Origin of the sequence: Microbacterium sp. cf332, from assembly GCF_900102175.1 — a bacterium.
Classification (GTDB): Bacteria; Actinomycetota; Actinomycetes; order Actinomycetales; family Microbacteriaceae; genus Microbacterium.
Window position 1 is genome coordinate 835,614 of the sequence record NZ_FNKN01000001.1, and the last position, 20,618, is coordinate 856,231.

The 20,618-nt window shown below is 70.2% G+C and carries 17 protein-coding genes; 7 read left to right on the plus strand and 10 right to left on the minus strand.

All coding sequences use genetic code 11. The annotated features are described in order from the left end of the window. Positions 1-3: 3 nt before the first annotated feature. Positions 4-1,077 (plus strand): polyprenyl synthetase family protein, encoded by a 1,074-nt coding sequence (locus tag BLT21_RS03980; protein ID WP_091499579.1) that lies wholly within the window; start codon positions 4-6, stop codon positions 1,075-1,077. A 13-nt stretch (positions 1,078-1,090) separates the two neighbouring features. On the opposite strand, the gene BLT21_RS03985 is transcribed toward BLT21_RS03980, so the two are convergent. After that, a complete protein-coding gene (locus tag BLT21_RS03985) occupies positions 1,091-1,441 on the minus strand; it encodes an Rv2175c family DNA-binding protein (protein WP_091500675.1) in 351 nt (116 codons plus the stop codon). Positions 1,442-1,578: 137 nt separating this feature from the next. Here BLT21_RS03985 and BLT21_RS03990 point away from each other — a divergent pair, with 137 nt between their 5' ends. Both BLT21_RS03990 and pknB read left to right on the plus strand, forming a co-directional pair. Beyond that, complete coding sequence (locus BLT21_RS03990; protein WP_256335901.1) at positions 1,579-2,793, plus strand: LysM peptidoglycan-binding domain-containing protein; 1,215 nt, start codon at positions 1,579-1,581, stop codon at positions 2,791-2,793. 88 nt (positions 2,794-2,881) lie between these two features. Next, on the plus strand, positions 2,882-4,840 hold the full coding sequence (pknB, locus tag BLT21_RS03995; protein ID WP_091499584.1) for a Stk1 family PASTA domain-containing Ser/Thr kinase: 1,959 nt from the start codon (positions 2,882-2,884) through the stop codon (positions 4,838-4,840). 121 nt (positions 4,841-4,961) lie between these two features. On the opposite strand, the gene BLT21_RS04000 is transcribed toward pknB, so the two are convergent. The 3 genes from BLT21_RS04000 to BLT21_RS04010 are packed head-to-tail and all read right to left on the minus strand — an operon-like array spanning position 4,962 to position 7,968. After that, the gene (locus tag BLT21_RS04000; protein WP_091499586.1) at positions 4,962-6,296 is read right to left on the minus strand and encodes a class II 3-deoxy-7-phosphoheptulonate synthase; all 1,335 of its coding nucleotides are present in this window, start codon (positions 6,294-6,296) and stop codon (positions 4,962-4,964) included. 46 nt (positions 6,297-6,342) lie between these two features. Next, positions 6,343-7,032, minus strand: coding sequence for a lysophospholipid acyltransferase family protein (locus BLT21_RS04005; RefSeq protein WP_091499587.1), 690 nt, complete (start codon positions 7,030-7,032; stop codon positions 6,343-6,345). Positions 7,033-7,035: 3 nt separating this feature from the next. Further along, positions 7,036-7,968, minus strand: coding sequence for an ROK family protein (locus BLT21_RS04010; RefSeq protein ID WP_091499588.1), 933 nt, complete (start codon positions 7,966-7,968; stop codon positions 7,036-7,038). Positions 7,969-8,113: 145 nt separating this feature from the next. Here BLT21_RS04010 and BLT21_RS04015 point away from each other — a divergent pair, with 145 nt between their 5' ends. Next, positions 8,114-9,949: an AMP-dependent synthetase/ligase gene (locus BLT21_RS04015; RefSeq protein ID WP_091499589.1), complete on the plus strand. Its 1,836-nt coding sequence runs from the start codon at positions 8,114-8,116 to the stop codon at positions 9,947-9,949. Positions 9,950-10,012: 63 nt separating this feature from the next. On the opposite strand, the gene def is transcribed toward BLT21_RS04015, so the two are convergent. Genes def through BLT21_RS04030 form a run of 3 tightly spaced genes read right to left on the minus strand, consistent with a single transcriptional unit; the run spans position 10,013 to position 15,700 of the window. Next, positions 10,013-10,504, minus strand: coding sequence for a peptide deformylase (gene def, locus BLT21_RS04020; RefSeq protein WP_091499590.1), 492 nt, complete (start codon positions 10,502-10,504; stop codon positions 10,013-10,015). 1 nt (position 10,505) lies between these two features. Continuing rightward, positions 10,506-12,242 (minus strand): MinD/ParA family ATP-binding protein, encoded by a 1,737-nt coding sequence (locus tag BLT21_RS04025; protein WP_091499591.1) that lies wholly within the window; start codon positions 12,240-12,242, stop codon positions 10,506-10,508. Between the two features lie 50 nt (positions 12,243-12,292). Then, positions 12,293-15,700 carry a pyruvate carboxylase gene (locus tag BLT21_RS04030; protein WP_091499592.1) on the minus strand — a complete coding sequence of 1,136 codons (3,408 nt, stop codon included), beginning with the start codon at positions 15,698-15,700 and terminating at the stop codon, positions 12,293-12,295. A 90-nt stretch (positions 15,701-15,790) separates the two neighbouring features. Between BLT21_RS04030 and BLT21_RS04035 the strand changes: the two genes are divergently transcribed. Further along, positions 15,791-16,612: a ParA family protein gene (locus tag BLT21_RS04035; RefSeq protein ID WP_091499593.1), complete on the plus strand. Its 822-nt coding sequence runs from the start codon at positions 15,791-15,793 to the stop codon at positions 16,610-16,612. 67 nt (positions 16,613-16,679) lie between these two features. Here the strand turns inward: BLT21_RS04035 and BLT21_RS04040 are convergent, their stop codons facing one another. The 3 genes from BLT21_RS04040 to BLT21_RS04050 form a co-directional block, all read right to left on the minus strand. Then, positions 16,680-17,225, minus strand: a complete 546-nt coding sequence (locus BLT21_RS04040; RefSeq protein ID WP_091499594.1) for a MerR family transcriptional regulator — start codon at positions 17,223-17,225, stop codon at positions 16,680-16,682. A 100-nt stretch (positions 17,226-17,325) separates the two neighbouring features. Beyond that, positions 17,326-18,006, minus strand: a complete 681-nt coding sequence (locus BLT21_RS04045) for a transcriptional regulator FtsR (protein ID WP_256335902.1) — start codon at positions 18,004-18,006, stop codon at positions 17,326-17,328. Further along, positions 18,003-18,497: an FHA domain-containing protein gene (locus BLT21_RS04050; RefSeq protein ID WP_091499595.1), complete on the minus strand. Its 495-nt coding sequence runs from the start codon at positions 18,495-18,497 to the stop codon at positions 18,003-18,005. Before BLT21_RS04050 ends, BLT21_RS04045 begins: the two co-directional genes overlap by 4 nt. A gap of 108 nt (positions 18,498-18,605) precedes the next feature. Between BLT21_RS04050 and BLT21_RS04055 the strand changes: the two genes are divergently transcribed. Then, positions 18,606-19,157, plus strand: coding sequence for a copper resistance CopC family protein (locus BLT21_RS04055; RefSeq protein WP_091499596.1), 552 nt, complete (start codon positions 18,606-18,608; stop codon positions 19,155-19,157). A gap of 10 nt (positions 19,158-19,167) precedes the next feature. Further along, complete coding sequence (lpdA, locus tag BLT21_RS04060; protein ID WP_091499597.1) at positions 19,168-20,568, plus strand: dihydrolipoyl dehydrogenase; 1,401 nt, start codon at positions 19,168-19,170, stop codon at positions 20,566-20,568. Positions 20,569-20,618: the final 50 nt, after the last annotated feature.

The window sequence follows — 20,618 nt, forward strand, 5'->3', positions numbered from 1 at the left end:
CCTGTGACGAGCTCCGCCGACCCGATCTCGACCGTTTCCCAGCGACTGGAAAGCTTCGCGGCCGCTCGACGGGCCGAGGTGATCGGCCTCGGCACCGAAGCCGTCGATTTCGTCGAGCGTGCGCTCGCCGCGGTCGCCGGCGGCAAGCGGCTCCGCGCGCGCTTTCTGACGGCCGGCCACGCGGCGGCGGGCGGGCCCGAGACGACCGCGGACATCGCCGGAGTCGCCGCCTCGCTCGAGCTCTTCCACGCGGCGGCGCTGGTGCACGACGACCTGGTCGACAACTCCGACACCCGGCGCGGACGGCCCGCCTCGCACCGTGCGATCGAGGCCCACCACCGCTCGTCGGGATGGCTGGGCGACGCCGACGCCTTCGGACGCGCCGGCGGCATCCTCCTCGGAGACCTGCTGATCGCCTGGAGCGACGACATGCTCGAGGATGCGATCGAAGCGAGCCCGCATGCGTCGGACGTGCGTCGGCAGTATGCCGGGATGCGTCGAGATGTCACCGTGGGCCAGTATCTCGATGTCGCCGAGGAGGCGGCGTGGTCGACCGCCCCCGACAGCGAGCATGCGCAGCGCGCACTGCGGGTCGCGTCGTACAAGTCTGCGCGCTACAGCGTGCAGCAGCCCCTCCTCATCGGCGCGGCGCTGGGTGGGGCGACGGTCGCTCAGCGTGATGCGCTCGGGCGCTTCGGGCACGCGGTCGGAATGGCCTTCCAGCTGCGCGACGACATCCTCGGCGTCTTCGGTGACGCCTCCGTGACCGGCAAGCCGTCGGGAGACGACCTCCGCGAGGGCAAGCGCACGGTGCTGATCGCCTATGCCCGCGAGTCCTCGGACTCGGCGGCTCGTGCCGAGCTCGACGCGGCGCTCGGCGACCGTGGGCTGGACGACGTCTCGATCACCCGCCTGCAGCACGCCATCACTGCGAGCGGGGCCGTCGAGCGCCTCGAGCGCGAGATCGACCGGCTCGCCGGCGAAGCCGAGGCGGCTCTCGTCGGAGCGCCGATCGACGACGGCGTCAGCGACCAGCTGCGCGCCCTCGGCCGCGCGGCGATCCACCGCGCCGCCTGAGCGGGGCGGCGGGTCAGGCGAGGGTCTGCGCGACCCGCCGGACCTCGGTCTTCCGTCCGGCGCGGAGGGCGGCGATGGGAGCGGCGCCGATCGAGTCCTCGACGGCGAACAGCCAGTCGATGGCCTCATCGTCCGAGAAGCCCACGTCGTGCAGGACGGTGATCGTGCCGTGCAGCGACGACAGCGGAGCGCCGTCGACGAAGAACGCCTCGGGGATGCGGAGAGTTCCGTCCCGACGCGAACCGATGAGGTGATTCTCATCCAGCAGTCGACGGACCCGGCTCAGCGTCTCGCCGGTCAGCTCCACCACCTCGGGCAATGCCAGCCAGGACAGGGGAACGACGGGGTAATCGGGGGTGCTCACCCCTTCACTATGTCACCTCCCGCGCGGGCGTCGGCGGGCGGCCGCGCTCGTTGTCACACCAGTCACACGCGTCACTCCGATTGACACGCCTCACAGCGACGTGTCACCGTTTCCCCGACTTCCGAGAAGGGAACCCCGTGCGCCGCGAGCCGAACTCTCCCCCGCACCGCCACCTCCACCGCCTGCGGGGAGCGGTCGCGCCTGCCGTCGTCGGCTCGATCGCCCTCAGCATCGCCGCGCACCCCGGCAGCGCCGCCGCCGCCGAGCCCGCACGCAGCGACGTCGCATCCGGAGCCTCGTTCGCGGATGCCGTGCGCACCGTCGGCGGCACGGTCCGCCCCGCCGCGGATCGACCGGCGGAACACACGGTGGTCCTCGGAGACACCGTCAGCCGCATCGCGGCGGCGTACGGCGTGCGCACCGTCGACCTTCTGGCGTGGAACGGCCTCGACTGGTCGTCGGTCATCCGCCCCGGCGATCGCATCCGCTTGGCATCCGGTCCGGTCGCCGCGCCGGTGTCGTCCGCTGCCGCGCCGACGGCAGCGCCCACGGAGACGCACACCGTCGCGGGCGGCGACACCCCCTGGTCGATCGCGCGGTCCCACGGGATCGCCGTGGCGACGCTCCTGGAGGCGAACGGGCTCGCGGGCGACGCGGTCATCTTCCCCGGTCAGACCCTGACGATTCCGGGATCGTCGTCCGGCTCCCCCGCGGCCGCTCCCGTCGCGGCGAGCCCTGCCGCGACGCCGTTGGCGGCATCGACCCATACCGTGGCCGCCGGCGACACCCTGTCGGCGATCGCGTCGGCGAACGGGATCGGGCTCGACGCCATGCTGTCGGCCAATGGACTCGACCGGTCCTCGATCATCTACCCCGGGCAGGATCTGGTCATCCCCGGCGGCGCGGCCACCGCGGCCGCCCAGGTCTCTGCGGCGCCGGAACTCGGGCTCGACGCCGAACAGGTGGCGAACGCCCGCCTCATCATCCAGGTCGGACGTGAACGCGGCGTGCCGGACCGTGGGATCGCGGTCGCACTCGCGACGGCCATGGTCGAGTCGTGGATCCGCAACCTCGACTGGGGCGACCGTGACTCGCTCGGGCTGTTCCAGCAGCGACCCAGTACGGGCTGGGGCACGCCCGAGCAGGTGCGCGACCCGGCCCGGTCGATCGCGACGTTCTTCGGCGGCACGGCCGATCCCAACGGCACCGCCACGCGCGGGCTGCTCGACGTTCCCGGCTGGGAGGCCCTGCCCTTCACCGACGCGGCGCAGGCCGTGCAGATCTCGGCCTACCCCGAGCGCTACGGCGCGTGGGAGGGCGAGGCGTACCGCTGGCTGGCCGCGCTCGGGTGACCCCCCGGCCCGATCGGCGTCCGAACAGCGGACGTCCCGGGGTGAGCCGTTGCCCGGGCTCGCAGCATCCGCTCCGTAGAATCACTGCGTGAGCATGAGCCAGCAGACCGACCCGCTGATCGGCCGACTGGTCGACCAGCGGTACCGCGTCCGCGCTCGTATCGCCCGCGGCGGAATGGCGACGGTCTACGTCGCCACCGACCTGCGCCTCGAGCGCCGGGTCGCCCTGAAGGTCATGCACGGACACCTCTCCGACGACTCGGTGTTCCAGAGCCGCTTCATCCAGGAGGCCCGCTCGGCGGCGCGTTTGGCCGACCCCCACGTCGTGAACGTCTTCGACCAGGGCCAGGACGGCGAGATGGCCTATCTGGTCATGGAGTACCTCCCCGGGATCACCCTGCGCGAGCTCCTCCGGGAGCAGAAGCGCCTCACCATCCCGCAGACCATCACGATCATGGACGCGATCCTCTCGGGTCTCGCCGCCGCCCACCGGGCCGGGATCGTGCACCGCGACGTCAAGCCGGAGAATGTGCTGCTGGCCGAGGACGGGCGCATCAAGATCGGCGACTTCGGCCTCGCGCGCGCGACCACGGCGAACACGGCCACGGGGCAGATGCTGCTCGGCACGATCGCCTACCTCGCACCCGAGCTCGTCACGCGAGGCACCGCCGATGCTCGGAGCGACATCTACGCCCTCGGGATCATGCTCTACGAGATGCTCGCGGGCGAGCAGCCGTACAAGGGCGAGCAGCCCATGCAGATCGCCTACCAGCACGCGACCGACTCGGTCCCGCGTCCGAGCGCCAAGAACCCCGGCGTTCCCGAACAGCTCGACGAACTCGTGCTGTGGGCGACCGAGCGCGAGCCAGACGAGCGCCCGCTCGACGCGAAGGTGATGCTCGAGCGGCTGCGCGAGATCCAGCGCGAGCTCGGCGTCTTCCCCCAGGTCGTGCGCACTGCGCCCTCGGGCGCCCCCGCCGTCGTGATCGACGACGACGGCCCGGGGTCGTCCGGCGAACTCACGAAGGTCATGCCCGGGACGTTCACGGCGCCGCCGGTGACGACGGATGTCGACAACGCGACACGGCTGCGACGACACACGCGACGCAATCGCGCGAAGGGAGCATGGCTCCTGACGATCGTCGTGCTCTTGGCCGCCCTCGCGGGAGGCGCCGGATGGTGGTTCGGCTCCGGGCCGGGCTCACTGGTGTCCGTGCCGGACGTGCGTGGGACGAGCTTCGAGCAGGCGCAGACCGCGATCGTCGCTCAGGGGCTGCGCGCCGAGGAGGCGGGCGAGAACAGTCTCGACGTCGAGGAGGGGCTCGCGATACGGACCTCCCCAGACCCCGGCGCTCGCCTCGACCGCGAGGACGTCGTGACCGTCTACATCTCGCGCGGGCCCGCCGAGGTGTCGATCCCCGCTCTGACCGGCCAGAGTGCCGATGCCGCGCGGGAGCTGCTTCGACAGAACATCGTCGCGGTGGCCGACGACGCCGACGCGGAGTTCGATCCCGACGTCGCCGACGGCACCGTCATCCGTGCGTTCGTCACTCCGGCCGGGGGCGGGGATCCGATCGCCTGCTCCGACGGGTGCGTCGTCCGGCAGGGCGACTCGGCGAGCCTCACGGTCTCGCGCGGAGCCATCCCCGATGTCTCGGGGCTCAGCGTCGATCGCGCCACCAGCACGCTGAACGACGTCGAACTCGAGGTCTCGGGCGAGACCCGCAGCGAGTCGAGTGAGAACATCGCCCGCGGAGACGTCATCGGGATCGTCGCGCGCGGCGAAGAGGGAAACTGGCGACCGGGCGAGACCGTGACGCTGATCGTGTCGAGCGGTCCCCCGCTGTTCGAGGTGCCCGACGTCGTCGGTCAGACGCGCGATGCCGCCTCGGAGACCCTCCGTGGCGCGGGCTTCGACGTCAGCTACTCGGCCCTCTGGAACATCTGGCCCGACGGGCTGACCCGCGTGACGGCGCAGGATCCGCGAGGCGGCAGCATGCAGGTGCGCGGCACCACCATCACGCTGCAGATCACCGCCACCGGCTGATCACGCCCCTGTCGGCCCCGGCGGCTCGGTCGCCGAACGGCGAGAGCGCGCATCCGCACGGCGAGGTGGATCCTCACCGGGTCGGATGCGCGCTCTCGGTGCGCAGGACGAACCTGCCGGGTCAGCGCTTCTCGAGCTCCTCGGCCACCAGGAACGCGAGCTCGAGGCTCTGCATGTGGTTCAGCCGCGGGTCACACAGGCTCTCGTAGCGGGTCGCCAACGTCGCCTCGTCGATCATCTCCGAGCCACCGAGGCACTCGGTGACATCGTCGCCGGTGAGCTCGACGTGGATGCCGCCCGGGAATGTGCCGACGGCGCGGTGCGCCTCGAAGAAGCCGCGCACCTCGTCGACCACGTCGTCGAAGCGACGTGTCTTGTAGCCCGTGGGCGTCGTGATGCCGTTGCCGTGCATCGGGTCGGTCACCCAGAGCGGTGTCGCTCCGGAGTCCTTCACCGCCTCGAGAAGCGGGGGCAGGGCGTCGCGGATCTTGCCCGCGCCCATCCGCGTGATGAACGTGAGGCGACCGGGCTCGCGCTCGGGGTCGAGCTTGTCGATGAGCGCCAGAGCGGTGTCGGTCGAGGTCGTGGGGCCGAGCTTGACCCCGATGGGGTTGCGGATCTTCGAGAAGTAGTCGACGTGAGCGCCGTCGAGCTCGCGCGTCCGCTCGCCGATCCACAGGAAGTGCGACGACGTGTTGTACGGCGTGTTCGTGCGCGAGTCGATGCGCGTCATGGGGCGCTCGTAGTCCATCAGCAGGCCCTCGTGGCCCGTGTAGAACTCCACGCCGCGCAGCTCGTCGAAGTTGGCGCCGGCCGCCTCCATGAACTTGATGGCGCGGTCGATCTCGCCAGCGAGGCCCTCGTAACGGGCGTTGGCCGGATTGGTCGCGAAGCCCTTGTTCCACGAGTGCACCTCGCGCAGGTCGGCGAAACCGCCCTGCGTGAACGCGCGGATGAGATTGAGCGTCGAGGCCGCCGTGTGGTAGCCCTTCAGCAGGCGTGCCGGGTCGGGCTGACGCGATGCGGCCGTGAAGTCGTAGCCGTTGACGATGTCGCCGCGGTAGGCGGGCAAGGTGACGTCGCCGCGCGTCTCGGTGTCGCTCGAGCGCGGCTTGGCGAACTGGCCGGCCATGCGCCCCATCTTGACGACCGGCATCGATGCGCCGTACGTGAGCACGACCGCCATCTGCAGCACGGTCTTGATTCGGTTGCGGATCTGCTCCGCGGTGGCGCCGGCGAACGTCTCGGCGCAGTCACCGCCCTGCAGCAGGAAGGCTTGTCCGGATGCGGCGCGCGCGAGGCGCTCGCGGAGGATGTCGACCTCCCCGGCGAAGACGAGGGGCGGGAGCGTCGCGATCTCAGCCGACACCGCAGCGACGGCGTCGGGGTCGTTCCACGCCGGCTGCTGCTTGATGGGAAGATCGCGCCACGTGTCGAGTGAATCCAGCGTAGCCACGGGCCAAGTCTAGTGCGCGGCGGAGGTGGCGCCGGTCGTGTGACGGCTAGGCCTCCTGGGCCGCCGCACGCTCCTTCACCGACGAGGCGTACACGTCCTCGTACTGCTGCTCGCCCAGCCGCTGGAGCGCGACCATGATCTCGTCGGTCACCGAGCGCAGCACGAAGCGGTCGCCCTCCATGCCCTGGAAGCGCGAGAAGTCGAGGGGCTCGCCGATGACCATCCCGACCCGCCCGACGCGCGGGATGCTGCGGCCGATCGGCATGACCGCGTCGGTGTCGACCATCACGACGGGGATGACGGGGACGCGCGCCTCGAGGGCCATGCGGGCCAGGCCCGTGCGCCCGCGATACAGCTTGCCGTCGGGGCTCCGCGTGCCCTCGGGGTAGATGCCGAGGAGGTCACCGCGGCCGAGTACCTGCAGCCCGGTGTTGAGCGAGGCCTCCGAGGCCTTGCCGCCCGTCCGATCGATCGCGATCTGCCCCGTCGCCTTCATGAAGACGCGCGTGGCCCACCCTCGGAGGCCTCTGCCCGTGAAGTAGTCGCTCTTCGCGAGGAACGACATGGGCCGATCGATCATCAGCGGAAGGAAGATCGAGTCGCTCACCGAGAGGTGGTTGCTCGCGAAGATGGCGGCCCCGGTGGCCGGGACGTTGCGGCGTCCCACAATCCACGGGCGGAAGATCGCCTTCACGACGGGTCCGATGAAGATGTACTTCATCAGCCAGTAGAACACCGGTCACCGCCCCCCGGCGAGATCGGCGACGCCGATCAGGCCGGCGTCGTTGCCGAGCGTCGCGATGGCGAACTCCGCGGGCGCCGCGTTCTCGCCGCCGGGCAGCGCCGCGCGATACGAGGCGCGGACCGGGGCGAGGAGGGTCTCGCCGAGCTGCGCGACGCCGCCTCCGATGACGAAGATCTCGGGATCGAGGGTGGCCTGGAAGCCCCCGGCAGACTCTCCGAGCGCAGTCGCGACGCGGGTCAGCGCCTCGACGGCGCCGGGGTCGTCGGCGAGGATCAGACGCGAGATCGCGTCGCCCGGAATCTTGCCCCGCTCGTCGCGGACCTGGGCGAGACCGGCACCGAGGTCGGGGTCGTCGGCCAGGGCGATCGCCTCGCGCTGCAGGGCGCGGCCCGAGGCGTACTGCTCCAGGCAGCCGTGCAGACCGCAGCCGCAGAGACGGCCACCGCGCTCGAAGCGCACGTGTCCGAGCTCGCCCGCCGCACCGCGGCCGCCGATCAGGAGCTGTCCGTCGATGATGACCGCTCCCCCGACACCCGTGCCGAGGGTGAGCATGACCATGTTCGAGCTGCCACGCCCCGCCCCGAACCGGTACTCGGCCCACCCCGCCGCGTTCGCGTCGTTCTCGAGCACGACGGCGACGCCGACGCGGGACTCGAGCTCGGCCCGCAACGGATGATCGACCCAGTCGATGTTGGGCGCGTGACGCATGATCGAGCGGGTGCGGTCGAGGAACCCCGCGGCCGCGACCCCCACGGCCGTCACATCATGCGAGGCGCGGAAGTGACGCACCATGTCGGAGACCGCGTCGGCCAGAGCATCGGTGTCGGCGGGCGTGTCGACGCGGATGCGGTCGAGGATCGTGCCGTCGGCCGAGACCACGCCTCCGGCGATCTTGGTTCCGCCGATGTCGATGCCGATGTTGAGCACGCGCGGGTCCTTTCCGTCGACCGTCCGGCGGCGACCCGGAAAGTCTAGTGCGGCGGCGCGGGGCGGCGCGGGGCCGGGGGTCGGGGCGCCCGATAGAGTGGCCGTACCCTGCCAGACGCTTCCGGTACCGAAGGAGTTGCCGCCCATGAGCGCCGTCCAGTTCGAAGTCCCCGCCGTCGTCCCCGCCGACCCCGACGCGAACATCTCCGATCTCCTCGTCGACCGGGTGGCCGCCACCCCGTCGCGCGCCCTCTTCTCCGTGCCGCACGACGGCGGATGGCGCGACATCTCGGCGGCCGAGTTCCAACGCGAGGTCACCGCCCTCGCGAAGGGCTTCGTCGCGGCGGGCGTCGAGCCCGGCGACAAGGTCGCCTTCATCGCGCGAACGACGTACGACTGGACACTCGTCGACTTCGCCCTGTTCTTCGCGGGGGCCGTCATGGTCCCCGTGTACGAGACGAGCTCGGCGTCACAGATCGCCTGGATCCTCAGCGACTCGGGTGCGACGTTCGCGGTCGCCGAGACGGCCGAGCACGCGGAGCGCATCGCCGAGATCCGTTCCACCGTCCCGCTCGTCCGCGAGGTCTGGACCATGGGCGCGGGCGACCTCGACCGACTCCGCTCCGGAGGCGGCGACGTCGCCGACGACGAGATCGAGCGACGCCGCAACCTCGCGGTGGGGTCGGATATCGCGACCCTGATCTACACCTCGGGCTCCACCGGACGACCCAAGGGATGCGTGCTGACGCACAGCAACTTCGTCGAGCTGGCGCGCAATTCCGGCGAGGCGCTCAAGGAGGTCGTCAACCACCCGGGCGGTGCTTCCACCCTGCTGTTCATCACCACCGCGCACGTCTTCGCCCGTTTCATCTCGATCCTCAACGTGCACGCCGGCGTCAAGACCGGTCACCAGCCCGACACCAAGCAGCTGCTGCCCGCGCTCGGCACGTTCCAGCCGACGTTCCTGCTCGCCGTACCGCGGGTCTTCGAGAAGGTCTACAACTCCGCCGAGCAGAAGGCCGAGGCGGGAGGCAAGGGCAAGATCTTCCGCGCCGCCGCTCAGGTCGCGATCGACCACTCGCGCCTGCAGCAGGAGGGCAAGCGCATCCCCCTGTCGACGAAGCTGAAGTTCCGGGTCTTCGACAAGCTCGTGTACGGCAAGCTGCGGGCCGCGATGGGCGGTCGGGTCGTCTATGCCGTCTCCGGGTCGGCACCGCTCGGACCGCGCCTCGGGCACTTCTTCCACAGCCTCGGAGTCACGATCCTCGAGGGCTACGGCCTCACCGAGACGACCGCCCCCGCGACGGTCAACCTCGCGACCAAGGCGAAGATCGGCACGGTGGGGCCGGTCCTGCCCGGCGTCGGTGTCCGGCTCGGTGAGGACGGCGAGGTCGAGGTCCGCGGCATCAACGTCTTCTCCGAGTACTGGCGCAATCCGGAGGCGACCGATGCCGCCTTCCACGACGGCTGGTTCAAGACGGGCGACATCGGCTCGTTCGACGACGACGGCTTCCTGACCATCACCGGCCGTAAGAAGGAGATCATCGTCACCGCGGGTGGCAAGAACGTGGCGCCCGCAGTGCTCGAGGATCCCATCCGCGCGAATCCGATCGTCGGTCAGGTCGTCGTCGTGGGCGACCAGAAGCCGTTCATCTCGGCGCTCGTGACGCTCGACCCCGAGATGCTGCCGACGTGGCTGTCGAACAACGGGCTCGCCGGTGACATGCCGCTCGCCGACGCAGCGAAGAGCGACGCGGTCCGCGCCGAGGTGCAGCGCGCGATCGACGAGGCCAACCGCAACGTCTCGCGGGCCGAGTCGATCCGCAAGTTCACGATCCTCGACACCGAGTGGACCGAGGCGAGCGGGCACCTGACACCGAAGATGAGCATCAAGCGCAACGTCATCCTGACCGACTTCGCCGACGCGATCTCCGACATCTACGACGAGCCGGTCAAGACGAGCAACGTCTCGCTCGGCTGACGGCAGCGACGGGGAGGGGCCTGTCCGACACCTCCGGACAGGCCCCTCTTCGTCGTTCGACGCTCAGAACCAGGAAGACTCGCGGACCTCGCGCATCGCGACCCGTCGCTCGGCGGGCGACAGCCGATCGAGGTAGAGGATGCCGTCGAGGTGGTCGCACTCGTGCTGCAGCGCCTGCGCCATCAGCCCGTCACCTTCGAGCTCGATCTGCTCACCGGCGAGATTCATGCCGACCGCGCGGGCATAGGGGTGGCGAAGGGTGTCGTGCCACAGGTCGGGCACCGACAGGCATCCTTCGCCGATGAGCGACGGCTCGCCCGAGACCTCGACGAGTCGCGGATTGAGGATGTACCCGATCACACCGTCGACGTTGTAGCTGAAAGCGCGCAGCCCGACGCCGATCTGAGGTGCGGCGACGCCGGCACGACCGGGAAGCTCGACCGTGTCGACGAGATCGCGCACGAGCGACCGCACGCCGTCGTCGATCGTCTCGATCGGCGCAGCGGCGGATTTCAGGACGGGGTCGCCGAAGAACCGGATCGGTCGGACCGCCATGTCAGGCCGCCGCGCCCGTCCGCAGCCCCTCGATGACGCTCGCGGCGAGCTTGCGCGCCGCCTCTCGCGTCGCCGGGTCGAGGTCACGGAACGTCACTGCACTGCCCGCTGCCAGGTGCGGGTCGTACGGGATGCGGAGCACCGAGCGCACGCGGGTGGAGAAGTGGGTCTCGAGCTCCTCGGCGCGCACCATGGGCGTGCCCGGACGCGACGTGTTGAGCACCACGATCGCGTTCTTGACCGCGTCGGAGAACCCGTTCGACTCGAGCCACGTGAGCGTCTCGGACGCGAGCCGGGCCTCGTCCACCGACAGCCCCGCGACCACGACGATCTGATCGGACAGCCCGAGGGTGGCCCCCATGACGGAGTGCACGATCCCGGTTCCGGTGTCGGTGAGGACGATCGAGTAGTAGTGGGCCGCGACGGCGGCCACGTCCTCGTAGTCGTGATCGCTGAACGCCTCGGACACGTGCGGATCGGTGTCGGAGGCGAGCACGTCGAGTCGGGTCTCGTCGCGCGCGACGATCGCAGACAGATCGTTGAATCCGACCACCTGGCCGCGCGTCCGAGCCAGGTCGCGCACCGTCTTGCCGCTCGTGCGCCCGATGCGATCAGCGAGCGTGCCGCGATCCGGGTTCGCATCGATGGCGATCACCCGGTCGTCCCGGGCATCGGCGAGAGCCATACCCAGCAGCGTCGTCACGGTCGTCTTGCCCACGCCGCCCTTTCGCGAGAGCACGGGGACGAACTTGGCCCCGCCCACGAGGGGCGCCGAGATCCGGCGGTCGAGCTCTTTACGCGCTCGCGCACGCTTGCCGTCGCCGAGGTTGATGCGGTGGCCGGAGACGGTGTACACGAGGCGCTGCCAGCGCCCCTCCGGTTCGGCCCGGACGACCTGCGACGGGTCGAGGAGGCGGTCCGCAGTGAGCAGGTCGGCCGACTCGCGGCCGGGCTCGAGATCGCCGATACGCCGTGACTGCAGGACGGGCTCGGCCGAACGGGGCACCTGCACCCGCTCGGCGGCATGTCGCACCTGCTCCGCGACCTGGTGGGCCTGGCGGCGTGTGGTGGGGATCGTGCCGGTGATGGGTGTCGAGGTGGGGACGACGGTCGCGACGACCACCTCACCCCCGACCTCGTTCGCGGGTTCGCCGGCTGCGTCGGCCGGCGCGGGAGCCGACGGGTCCGTGCCCGGCTCGACACCGGCACCATCGTCGACGTGGGCGTCGTCCTCGAGCGTTGCGACGACGATCACCTCGGACGCGTCGTCGTCCGACCCGACCGCCGTTGGCTCGTCCGCCGTGGCCCCGTCGGGATCGTCGCTCTCGACGGCACCCGCCGGTTCCGCGTCATTGGCGGAGGACCCGGCGTCCACGTCCACATCGTCGGCGTCCTGCTCCGGGTCGGCCTCGTCGGCCGCGACATCCGTCCGATCGTCGACGTCGACGTCGACATCGCCCGCATCCTCAGCCGCGTCGCCACGTCCGTCCTCGCCCTCGACGTCGTTCACCGGCTCGGGCGCGATGCCGAGCGGGATGTCACCGGTCGCGAGCTGATCGTCCACGACCTCGCCGTCGATGACGTCGTCGTCATCGAGGTCGTCGTCTGCGACGGGGATGGTGACGTCGACCTGGGCCGTACCGCCGATGATCCCGATGGCCGTCGTGTGAATGCTCTCACTGTCGGCGAGGACCGCGGGATCGGTCTCGTCGGGCTGATTCTCGTTGCGCTCAGGCATGTTGTGCTGCGTCCACTCCAGGGTCTCGAGCTCGCGCCCGACCCCTTAGGCTACTCGCCGGGCCGCACGACGACCAAAAGATCTCCGGCTTCGACGGGCCCGGTGGCGCTGACGACGAGCCGATCCACGGTGCCCGAGACAGGCGCGGTGATGGCGGCCTCCATCTTCATCGCCTCGATCGACGCGACCGGAGCGCCCGCGGCGACGGTGTCGCCGACACTGACCTTGAGGGTCACGACACCGGAGAACGGCGCCGCCACCTGACCTGGCACGGAGGTGTCGGCCTTCTCCGCCTGACGTGCCTCGACATCGATCGAGCGGTCACGCACGAACACCGGACGCAGCTGCCCGTTCAGCGTGGCCATGACCGTCCGCATGCCCTTCTCGTCCGCCTCGCCGATAGCCTCGAGACCGACGTACAGCTGCACGCCCCGCTCGATCTCGACGACATGCTCGGCGCCCGGAACGAGGCCGTAGAGGTAATCGGCCGTATCGAGCACGCTCAGGTCGCCGTACGTCTCGCGGACGCGGTCGTACTCCTGCGTCGGCGCGGGGAACAGCAGCGCGTTGAGGGTGCGTCGCCGTGTCTCCGAGTCGGATTCGAGCGCATCGGCCTGAGCCGCGGAGAGGTCAGCGACCCCGGGCCGCACGGTGCGCCCCGCGAGCACCTTCGACCGGAACGGCTCGGGCCAACCGCCCGGCAGGTCGCCGAGCTCGCCGGCCATGAAACCGACCACCGAGTCCGGGATGTCGAAGGCGCCCGGGTCTGCCGCGAACGCGGCGGGATCCGCTTTGACGGCCGCGAGGTGCAGGGCGAGGTCGCCTACGACCTTCGACGACGGCGTGACCTTCGGCACCCGGCCGAGGATGTCGTTTGCGGCGGCGTACATGTCCTCGATGAGCTCGAAATCGTGTGCGAGTCCCAGTGCGATGGCCTGCTGCCGCAGGTTCGAGAGCTGACCGCCCGGGATCTCGTGCCGGTACACGCGACCGGTGGGACCGGGCAGGCCCGACTCGAACGGCCGGTACAGGTGACGCACCGACTCCCAGTAGGGCTCGAGATCCGACACCGCGTCGAGGTCGAGCCCGGTGTCGCGCTCGGTGTGCGCGAGGGCTGCCACGAGCGCCGAGAGCGAGGGCTGGCTCGTCGTCCCCGCCATCGGTGCCGAGGCCGCGTCGACCGCGTCCGCCCCCGCCGCGCTCGCTGCGAGGAGCGTCGCGAGCTGGCCGCCCGCGGTGTCGTGGGTGTGCACGTGCACGGGGACGTCGAAGCGATCGCGCAGCGCCGACACCAGCCGTGAGGCGGCGGCGGGCCGCAGGAGACCCGCCATGTCCTTGATGGCGAGAACGTGAGCCCCGGCGCCGACGATCTCGTCCGCGAGACGGAGGTAGTAGTCGAGGGTGTACAGGTCTTCGCGCGGGTCCAGCAGATCGCCCGTGTAGCAGACCGCGACCTCGGCGACCGCCGACCCCGTTTCGAGCACCGCGTCGATCGCGGGGCGCATCTGCGCCACGTCGTTGAGGGCATCGAAGATGCGGAATATGTCGACGCCCGAGGCGGCGGCCTCGCGCACGAACGCCGTCGTCACCGCTGTGGGGTAGGGCGTGTAGCCCACGGTGTTTCGCCCTCGCAGCAGCATCTGCAGCGCGATGTTCGGCAGCGCGGTACGCAGCTTGTCGAGCCGTTCCCAGGGGTCCTCCCCGAGGAAGCGCAGCGCGACGTCGTAGGTCGCCCCTCCCCAGGCCTCGACCGACAGCAGCTGCGGGGTCAGCCGGGCGACGGCCGGCGCGACGGCGACGAGATCCTTCGTCCGCACGCGCGTCGCGAGCAGCGACTGATGCGCGTCACGGAAGGTCGTCTCGGTCACCGCCAGCGCTGTCTGCGCCCGGAGCTCTGCGGCGAAACCTGACGGCCCGAGCTCGCGCAGACGCTGGCGCGATCCGGCGACCGGGACCGCCGCCGGGTCGAGGCGGGGCAGCTTGGCACGCGGTTCGACGGAGGTCGGGGCGGAGCCGTGCGGCCGATTGACCGTCGTCTCGGCGAGCCAGCCCAGGATCTTCGATCCGCGGTCCTTCGAGGTGCGCCCCTCGAGCAGCTGCGGCCGCTCGTCGATGAACGCCGTGCTGAGGTCGCCGCGCGCGAACGAGGGATCGTCGAGCACCTGCTGAAGGAACGGGATGTTCGTCGAGACGCCGCGGATCCGGAACTCGGCGAGGGCGCGACGCGAGCGCACGACGGCTGCTCCGAAGTCGCGGCCGCGGCAGGTGAGCTTGGCGAGCATCGAGTCGAAGTGCGGGCTCACCTGCGAGCCGGCCGCCGTCGTGCCGCCGTCGAGACGGATACCGGCGCCACCCGGCGAACGGTAGGTCGTGATCTTGCCGGTGTCGGGACGGAATCCCTGTGCCGGGTCCTCGGTCGTGATGCGGCACTGGAGGGCCGCTCCGCGCAGCTGGATGCGGTCCTGCGTGAGTCCGAGATCGGCGAGCGTCTCCCCCGCGGCGATGCGCATCTGAGACTGCACGAGATCGACGTCCGTCACCTCCTCGGTGACGGTGTGCTCGACCTGGATGCGCGGGTTCATCTCGATGAAGACGACCTCGCCCGTTCGCGGCCCGGCGGTCTCGAGCAGGAACTCCACGGTTCCGGCGTTCACGTATCCGATCGAGGTCGCGAACGCGATCGCGTGGCGGTGCAGCGCCGTGCGGGTCTCCTCGTCCAGGTTCGGGGCGGGGGCGATCTCGATGACCTTCTGATGACGTCGCTGCACGGAGCAGTCGCGCTCGAAGAGGTGCACCGTCTCGCCCGTCGCATCGGCGAGGACCTGCACTTCGACGTGGCGCGGTCGCTGCACGGCCTGCTCGAGGAAGACGCGGGCATCACCGAAGGCGCTGCCCGCTTCGCGCATCGCCTCCGACAGCGCCGGTGCGAGCTCGTCGAGGGTCGCCACGCGTCTCATACCGCGCCCACCGCCGCCGGCGACCGCCTTCACGAAGATCGGGAACCCGATGTCGCCCGCCTGGGCGATGAGCGCATCGATGTCGTCCGAGGCCTCCGTCGACCGCAGGACGGGCACGCCCGCCGCGACCGCGTGGCCCTTCGCCGTCACCTTGTTGCCCGCCATCTCGAGCACATCCGACGAGGGCCCGATGAATGCGATGCCCTCGGCCGCGGCTCGCGCCGCGAGCTCGGGGTTCTCCGAGAGGAAGCCGTAGCCGGGGTAGATCGCGTCGGCGCCGCTCTCGCGCGCAACGCGGATGATCTCCTCGACGTCGAGATAGGCACGCACCGGGTGGCCCGGGACACCGATCTCGTACGCCTCATCGGCCTTCAGCCGGTGCAACGAGTACCGATCCTCGTGCGGGTAGACGGCGACCGTCCTCGCCCCCAGCTCGAACGCGGCTCGAAAGGCGCGGATGGCGATCTCTCCGCGATTCGCGACAAGGATCTTCCGGAACATGCTCACCTCGATGGAGTGAGTCGGGCGGCCAGAGCACCGCTCGAGGGCTCGAATACCCTCACAGCCTAGGGGACGGTAACGTAGAGCCTCGTGCACGTACTTTCCGTCAGCTCGCTCAAGGGCGGGGTCGGCAAGACGACGGTCACCCTGGGGCTCGCATCCGCCGCGTTCGCCCGCGGAGTCCGGACGTTGGTCGTCGATCTCGATCCGCAGTCCGACGTGTCGACGGGGATGGACATCCAAGTCGCCGGCCGTCTCAACGTCGCGGACGTCCTCGCCAATCCGAAGGAGAAGGTGGTCCGACAGGCCATCACCTCGAGCGGCTGGGCCAAGGTGCATCCCGGCACCATCGATGTGCTCATCGGCAGCCCGTCGGCCATCAACTTCGACGGACCGCATCCCAGCGTGCGCGATGTCTGGAAGCTCGAGGAGGCGCTCGCCACGATCGAGGCCGACTACGACCTCGTCCTGATCGACTGTGCACCGTCGCTCAACGCGCTCACCCGTACCGCGTGGGCCGCGAGCGACCGGGTCATCGTGGTCACCGAGCCCGGACTGTTCTCCGTCGCCGCCGCGGACCGCGCGCTGCGCGCCATCGAGGAGATCCGTCGCGGCCTCTCTCCCCGGCTGCAGCCGCTCGGCATCGTCGTCAACCGGGTGCGGCCGCAGTCGATCGAGCACCAGTTCCGCATCAAGGAGCTCCGCGACATGTTCGGCCCCCTCGTGCTCGCCCCCCAGCTGCCGGAGCGCACGTCGCTGCAGCAGGCGCAAGGCGCAGCGAAGCCCCTGCACATCTGGCCCGGAGACTCGGCCCAGGAGCTCGCGTCCGATTTCGACGCGCTCCTTGACCGGGTGCTGCGCACGGGGCGCATTCCCGTCGCCGGCGAGGCGCCCGCGGCCGCCCAGGGCTGATCCCGCAACTCACGACGAAACCCCGGCCGCCTCAGGGCGCGCCGGGGTTCGTGCGTTCGAGGGCGTGTCAGGCGCTGCGGACCGAGCGCCGGGCGGCGAGCTCGTCCACGGGGTCGGGCGACTGGGGGTCGAACTCCACGAGCGTCGACTCCACCTCGCGAAGGACCTTCCCCACGGCGATGCCGAACACGCCCTGCCCACGGCTGACCAGGTCGATGACCTCGTCGTTCGAGGTGCAGAGATAGACCGAGGCGCCGTCGCTCATCAGCGTGGTGCCGGCGAGGTCGCGGATACCCGCGGCCCGGAGCTGGTCGACGGCCACCCGGATCTGCTGCAGTGAGATCCCGGTGTCGAGCAGCCGCTTGACGAGCTTCAGCACCAGGATGTCGCGGAAGCCGTACAGCCGCTGCGAACCCGACCCGCTGGCGCCACGGACGGTCGGGACGACCAGTTCGGTGCGCGCCCAGTAGTCGAGCTGGCGGTAGGTGATGCCGGCGGCACGGGCCGCCTGAGCGCCGCGATAGCCGACCTCGTCGTCCATCTGCGGAAGGCCGTCGGTGAACAGCAGGTCGGTCGTGAACCGCATCTCGCCGAGCGAATCATGCGCGGTCATCTGGTCCTCCTGCCGGACGGTCGGGTTGCTTCAACGCTAGATGAGGGATGCCGTCGCGGCAACGACATCCGCTCCGATCCCGCGGCGTGTCGCGTGACGCTCACCGTGACAGTCGGTCGATGGCGGACTGGACGAACGCGGACCGCACGTCGTCGAGCCTGCGGACGAGCTCGGGAGCGAGTTCGTGGGCCCGGCCGCGCGACGACGAGTCGGTACGCCGGAGAAGCGGAGCGAGCGCGGTCTCGACGAGCGCGACATCGCGTTCGGCGGCCTGACGGACGGTGCGCAGGTGGCGCGGCCCGATGCCATGGCGGTCGAGTGCGACGAGGGTGCGGAGCAGCGCGAGCGCACGGTCGTCGTAGGTGTCCGCCGCCGGCAGGAGACCGGCCGACACTGCATCGCTCAGGAGGGTCGGGGTGGCCTCGGCCTGATCGATCAGCTCGTCGCGCCGATACCGGCGGTGCTGGACGATCGACGCCGGCAGAGCGGGCGGGAGACCCTCGGCGCCGGGGTTGTCGAGGTACTCGCGGATGCGCGCGAGGGGCATGTAGTGGTCGCGCTGGAGTGTGAGCGCGGTGCGGAGCCGCTCCACATCGGCGGGCGAGAACTTGCGGTACCCCGAGCCGGTGCGTGTCGGAGTGACGATGCCCTGATCCTCGAGATAGCGCAGCTTGCTCGAGCTCAGTGCGGGGAACTCGGGGCTCAGCCGCGCCAGGACCTGACCGATGCTCAGATGACCCGCCGTCGCGGACCGACTGCGGGCTGCGGCGGCGGGGCTCACGCGCCGGTCGCCGAGGCGCGGTCGAGGGGCGAGACGAAGAAGTTAAGACGGAACTTCCCGACGCGCAGCTCGGCGCCGTCCGCGAGCACGGCGCGATCGACGCGCTCGCCATTGACGTACGTGCCGTTCAGCGACCGCTGGTCGACGATCTCGAAGGCCGAACCCGTGCGCGTGATCTCCGCGTGCCGACGCGAGACCGTGACGTCGTCGAAGAAGATGTCGGCCTCGGGGTGGCGCCCGACGGTCGTCACATCGGTGTCGAGCAGGTAACGGGCGCCCGCCGTGGGTCCGGAACGCACCAGCAGCAGCGCGGCCCGCTCGGGCAGCGCCTGGATGGCGTCGCGCTCGACAGCGGTGAGGTCTGCCCCGAACGGCACGAACGAGAGGTCCAGGTCGTGACCGAACGTCTGCGTCGTGTCCGAGGAACCGCTGTGCGGCGTGCGGTCGGGTTCGCGTCGGATGTCGTCGACGTCTCGATCCTTTTCGTCCACAGTGTCCTCCTCTTCCGGGCCAGCCTAACGGATCGGAGACCGCTCGCGAACGCGATTCCCCGGCCTCCTCCCACCGCGCTCACACACCCCGCGGATAGGCTCTCGGCGATGTCTGCACGCACCCGCCTCCGTACTCGACTGCTCGTCGGCCTCGGCCTCGCCCTCGGCCTCGCAGCGGCTTCCTCAGCCTCGCCCGCCTTCGCGCACGACGAGCTGCTCGCCTCCGACCCGGCCGCGGACGCCACCGTCAGCGCTCTCCCGGACGAGATCACCCTCACCTACAGCGGTGTGCTCATCGACGAGGAGGGTGTCAACGCGATCTCGGTGACCGACGCCGCCGGTACCGAGCTCGCCGACGGCGCCCCCGTGCTCGACGGCACCACGGTGACCCAGCCGCTCTCGGGCGACAGTCAGGGACCCATCACCGTGACGTGGCGCGTGGTCTCTAGCGATGGCCACCCGGTCTCCGGCGAGTTCGCGTTCACCGCGGGCGACCCGGCTGCGGCGCCCACCGCTCGCGCCGACGCGCCCGCCGAGAGCACCGCGGACGAGGGCCTGCCGGCGGTGTTCTGGATCGTCGTCGGCATCGTGGTCGTGGCCGGCGCCATCGCCCTCGTCGTCGCACTCGTGGCGGCGTCTCGGCGACGCACCGAGGACTAGGCTGGGAGACATGCCTCACTACAACGTCGTCATCCTCGGCGCGGGCCCCGGCGGGTATGTCGCAGCTGTCCGCGCTGCGCAGCTCGGACAGTCCGTCGCGATCATCGAAGAGAAGTACTGGGGAGGCGTCTGCCTCAACGTCGGCTGCATCCCTTCCAAGGCTCTGCTGAAGAACGCCGACCTCGCCCACACCTTCAAGCACAAGGCCGACCTCTTCGGCATCAGCGGAGATGTGAGCTTCGACTTCGGCACCGCGTTCGACCGCAGCCGCAAGGTGGCCGAGACGCACGTCAAGGGCATCCACTTCCTGATGAAGAAGAACAAGGTCACCGAATACGAGGGCCGCGGTTCGTTCGTCGACGCGAAGTCCATCCAGGTGACCAAGGCCGACGGCTCGCAGGAGACCGTGACCTTCGACAACGTCATCATCGCGACGGGATCGACCGTGCGACTGCTGCCCGGTGTCGAGCTGAGCGAGAACGTCGTGACCTACGAGGAGCAGATCCTCACGCGCGCGCTCCCCTCGTCGATCGCCATCGTCGGCGCCGGCGCCATCGGCATGGAGTTCGCCTTCGTGATGTCGAACTACGGAGTCAAGGTCACGATCATCGAGTTCCTCGATCGCGCCCTCCCCAACGAGGACGTCGAGGTCTCGAAGGAGATCCAGAAGCAGTACAAGAAGTACGGCATCGACATCCTCACCTCGACCAAGGTCGAGCAGATCGTCGACTCGGGCGACAAGGTCACCGTCTCGTTCTCGGCGAACGCCGACGGCGCGAAGGGGCAGATCGAGGCCGACAAGGTCCTCATGTCGATCGGCTTCGCTCCCCGCGTCGAGGGCTTCGGTCTCGAGAACACCGGCGTCACGCTCACCGAGCGCGGCGCGATCGACATCGACGACCACATGCGTACCAACGTCCCGGGCATCTACGCCATCGGTGACGTCACCGCCAAGCTGCAGCTCGCGCACGTCGCCGAGGCCCAAGGCGTCGTCGCGGCCGAGACCATCGGCGGCGCGGAGACGCAGACGCTGGGCGACTACCGCAACATGCCGCGCGCGACGTTCTGCTCGCCTCAGGTCGCATCCTTCGGCCTCACGGAGCAGCAGGCGCGCGACGCCGGCTACGACGTCAAGGTCGCGAAGTTCCCGTTCTCGGCCAACGGCAAGGCGAACGGTCTGGGCGAGCCCGTGGGCTTCGTCAAGCTGATCGCCGATGCCGAGCACCTCGAGCTTCTCGGCGGCCACCTCATCGGCCCCGACGTGTCGGAGCTGCTGCCCGAGCTGACGCTGGCGCAGAAGTGGGACCTCACCGCGCTCGAGGCCGCGCGCAACGTCCACACCCACCCGACGCTGTCGGAAGGCCTGCAGGAGGCGTTCCACGGTCTCGCGGGACACATGATCAACCTCTGACCTCGGTCGGGAACACGAAAGCACCGCTCGGCTGGGCCGGCGGTGCTTTC

Bases quoted from the DNA above. Each gene is read 5' to 3' on its own strand.
- BLT21_RS04015 (WP_091499589.1), top strand. From the start codon at position 8,114: ATGAGCGCCGTCCAGTTCGAAGTCCCCGCCGTCGTCCCCGCCGACCCC.
- def (WP_091499590.1), bottom strand. From the start codon at position 10,504: ATGGCGGTCCGACCGATCCGGTTCTTCGGCGACCCCGTCCTGAAATCC.
- BLT21_RS04025 (WP_091499591.1), bottom strand. From the start codon at position 12,242: ATGCCTGAGCGCAACGAGAATCAGCCCGACGAGACCGATCCCGCGGTC.
- BLT21_RS04030 (WP_091499592.1), bottom strand. From the start codon at position 15,700: ATGTTCCGGAAGATCCTTGTCGCGAATCGCGGAGAGATCGCCATCCGC.
- BLT21_RS04040 (WP_091499594.1), bottom strand. From the start codon at position 17,225: ATGACCGCGCATGATTCGCTCGGCGAGATGCGGTTCACGACCGACCTG.
- BLT21_RS04055 (WP_091499596.1), top strand. From the start codon at position 18,606: ATGTCTGCACGCACCCGCCTCCGTACTCGACTGCTCGTCGGCCTCGGC.
- lpdA (WP_091499597.1), top strand. From the start codon at position 19,168: ATGCCTCACTACAACGTCGTCATCCTCGGCGCGGGCCCCGGCGGGTAT.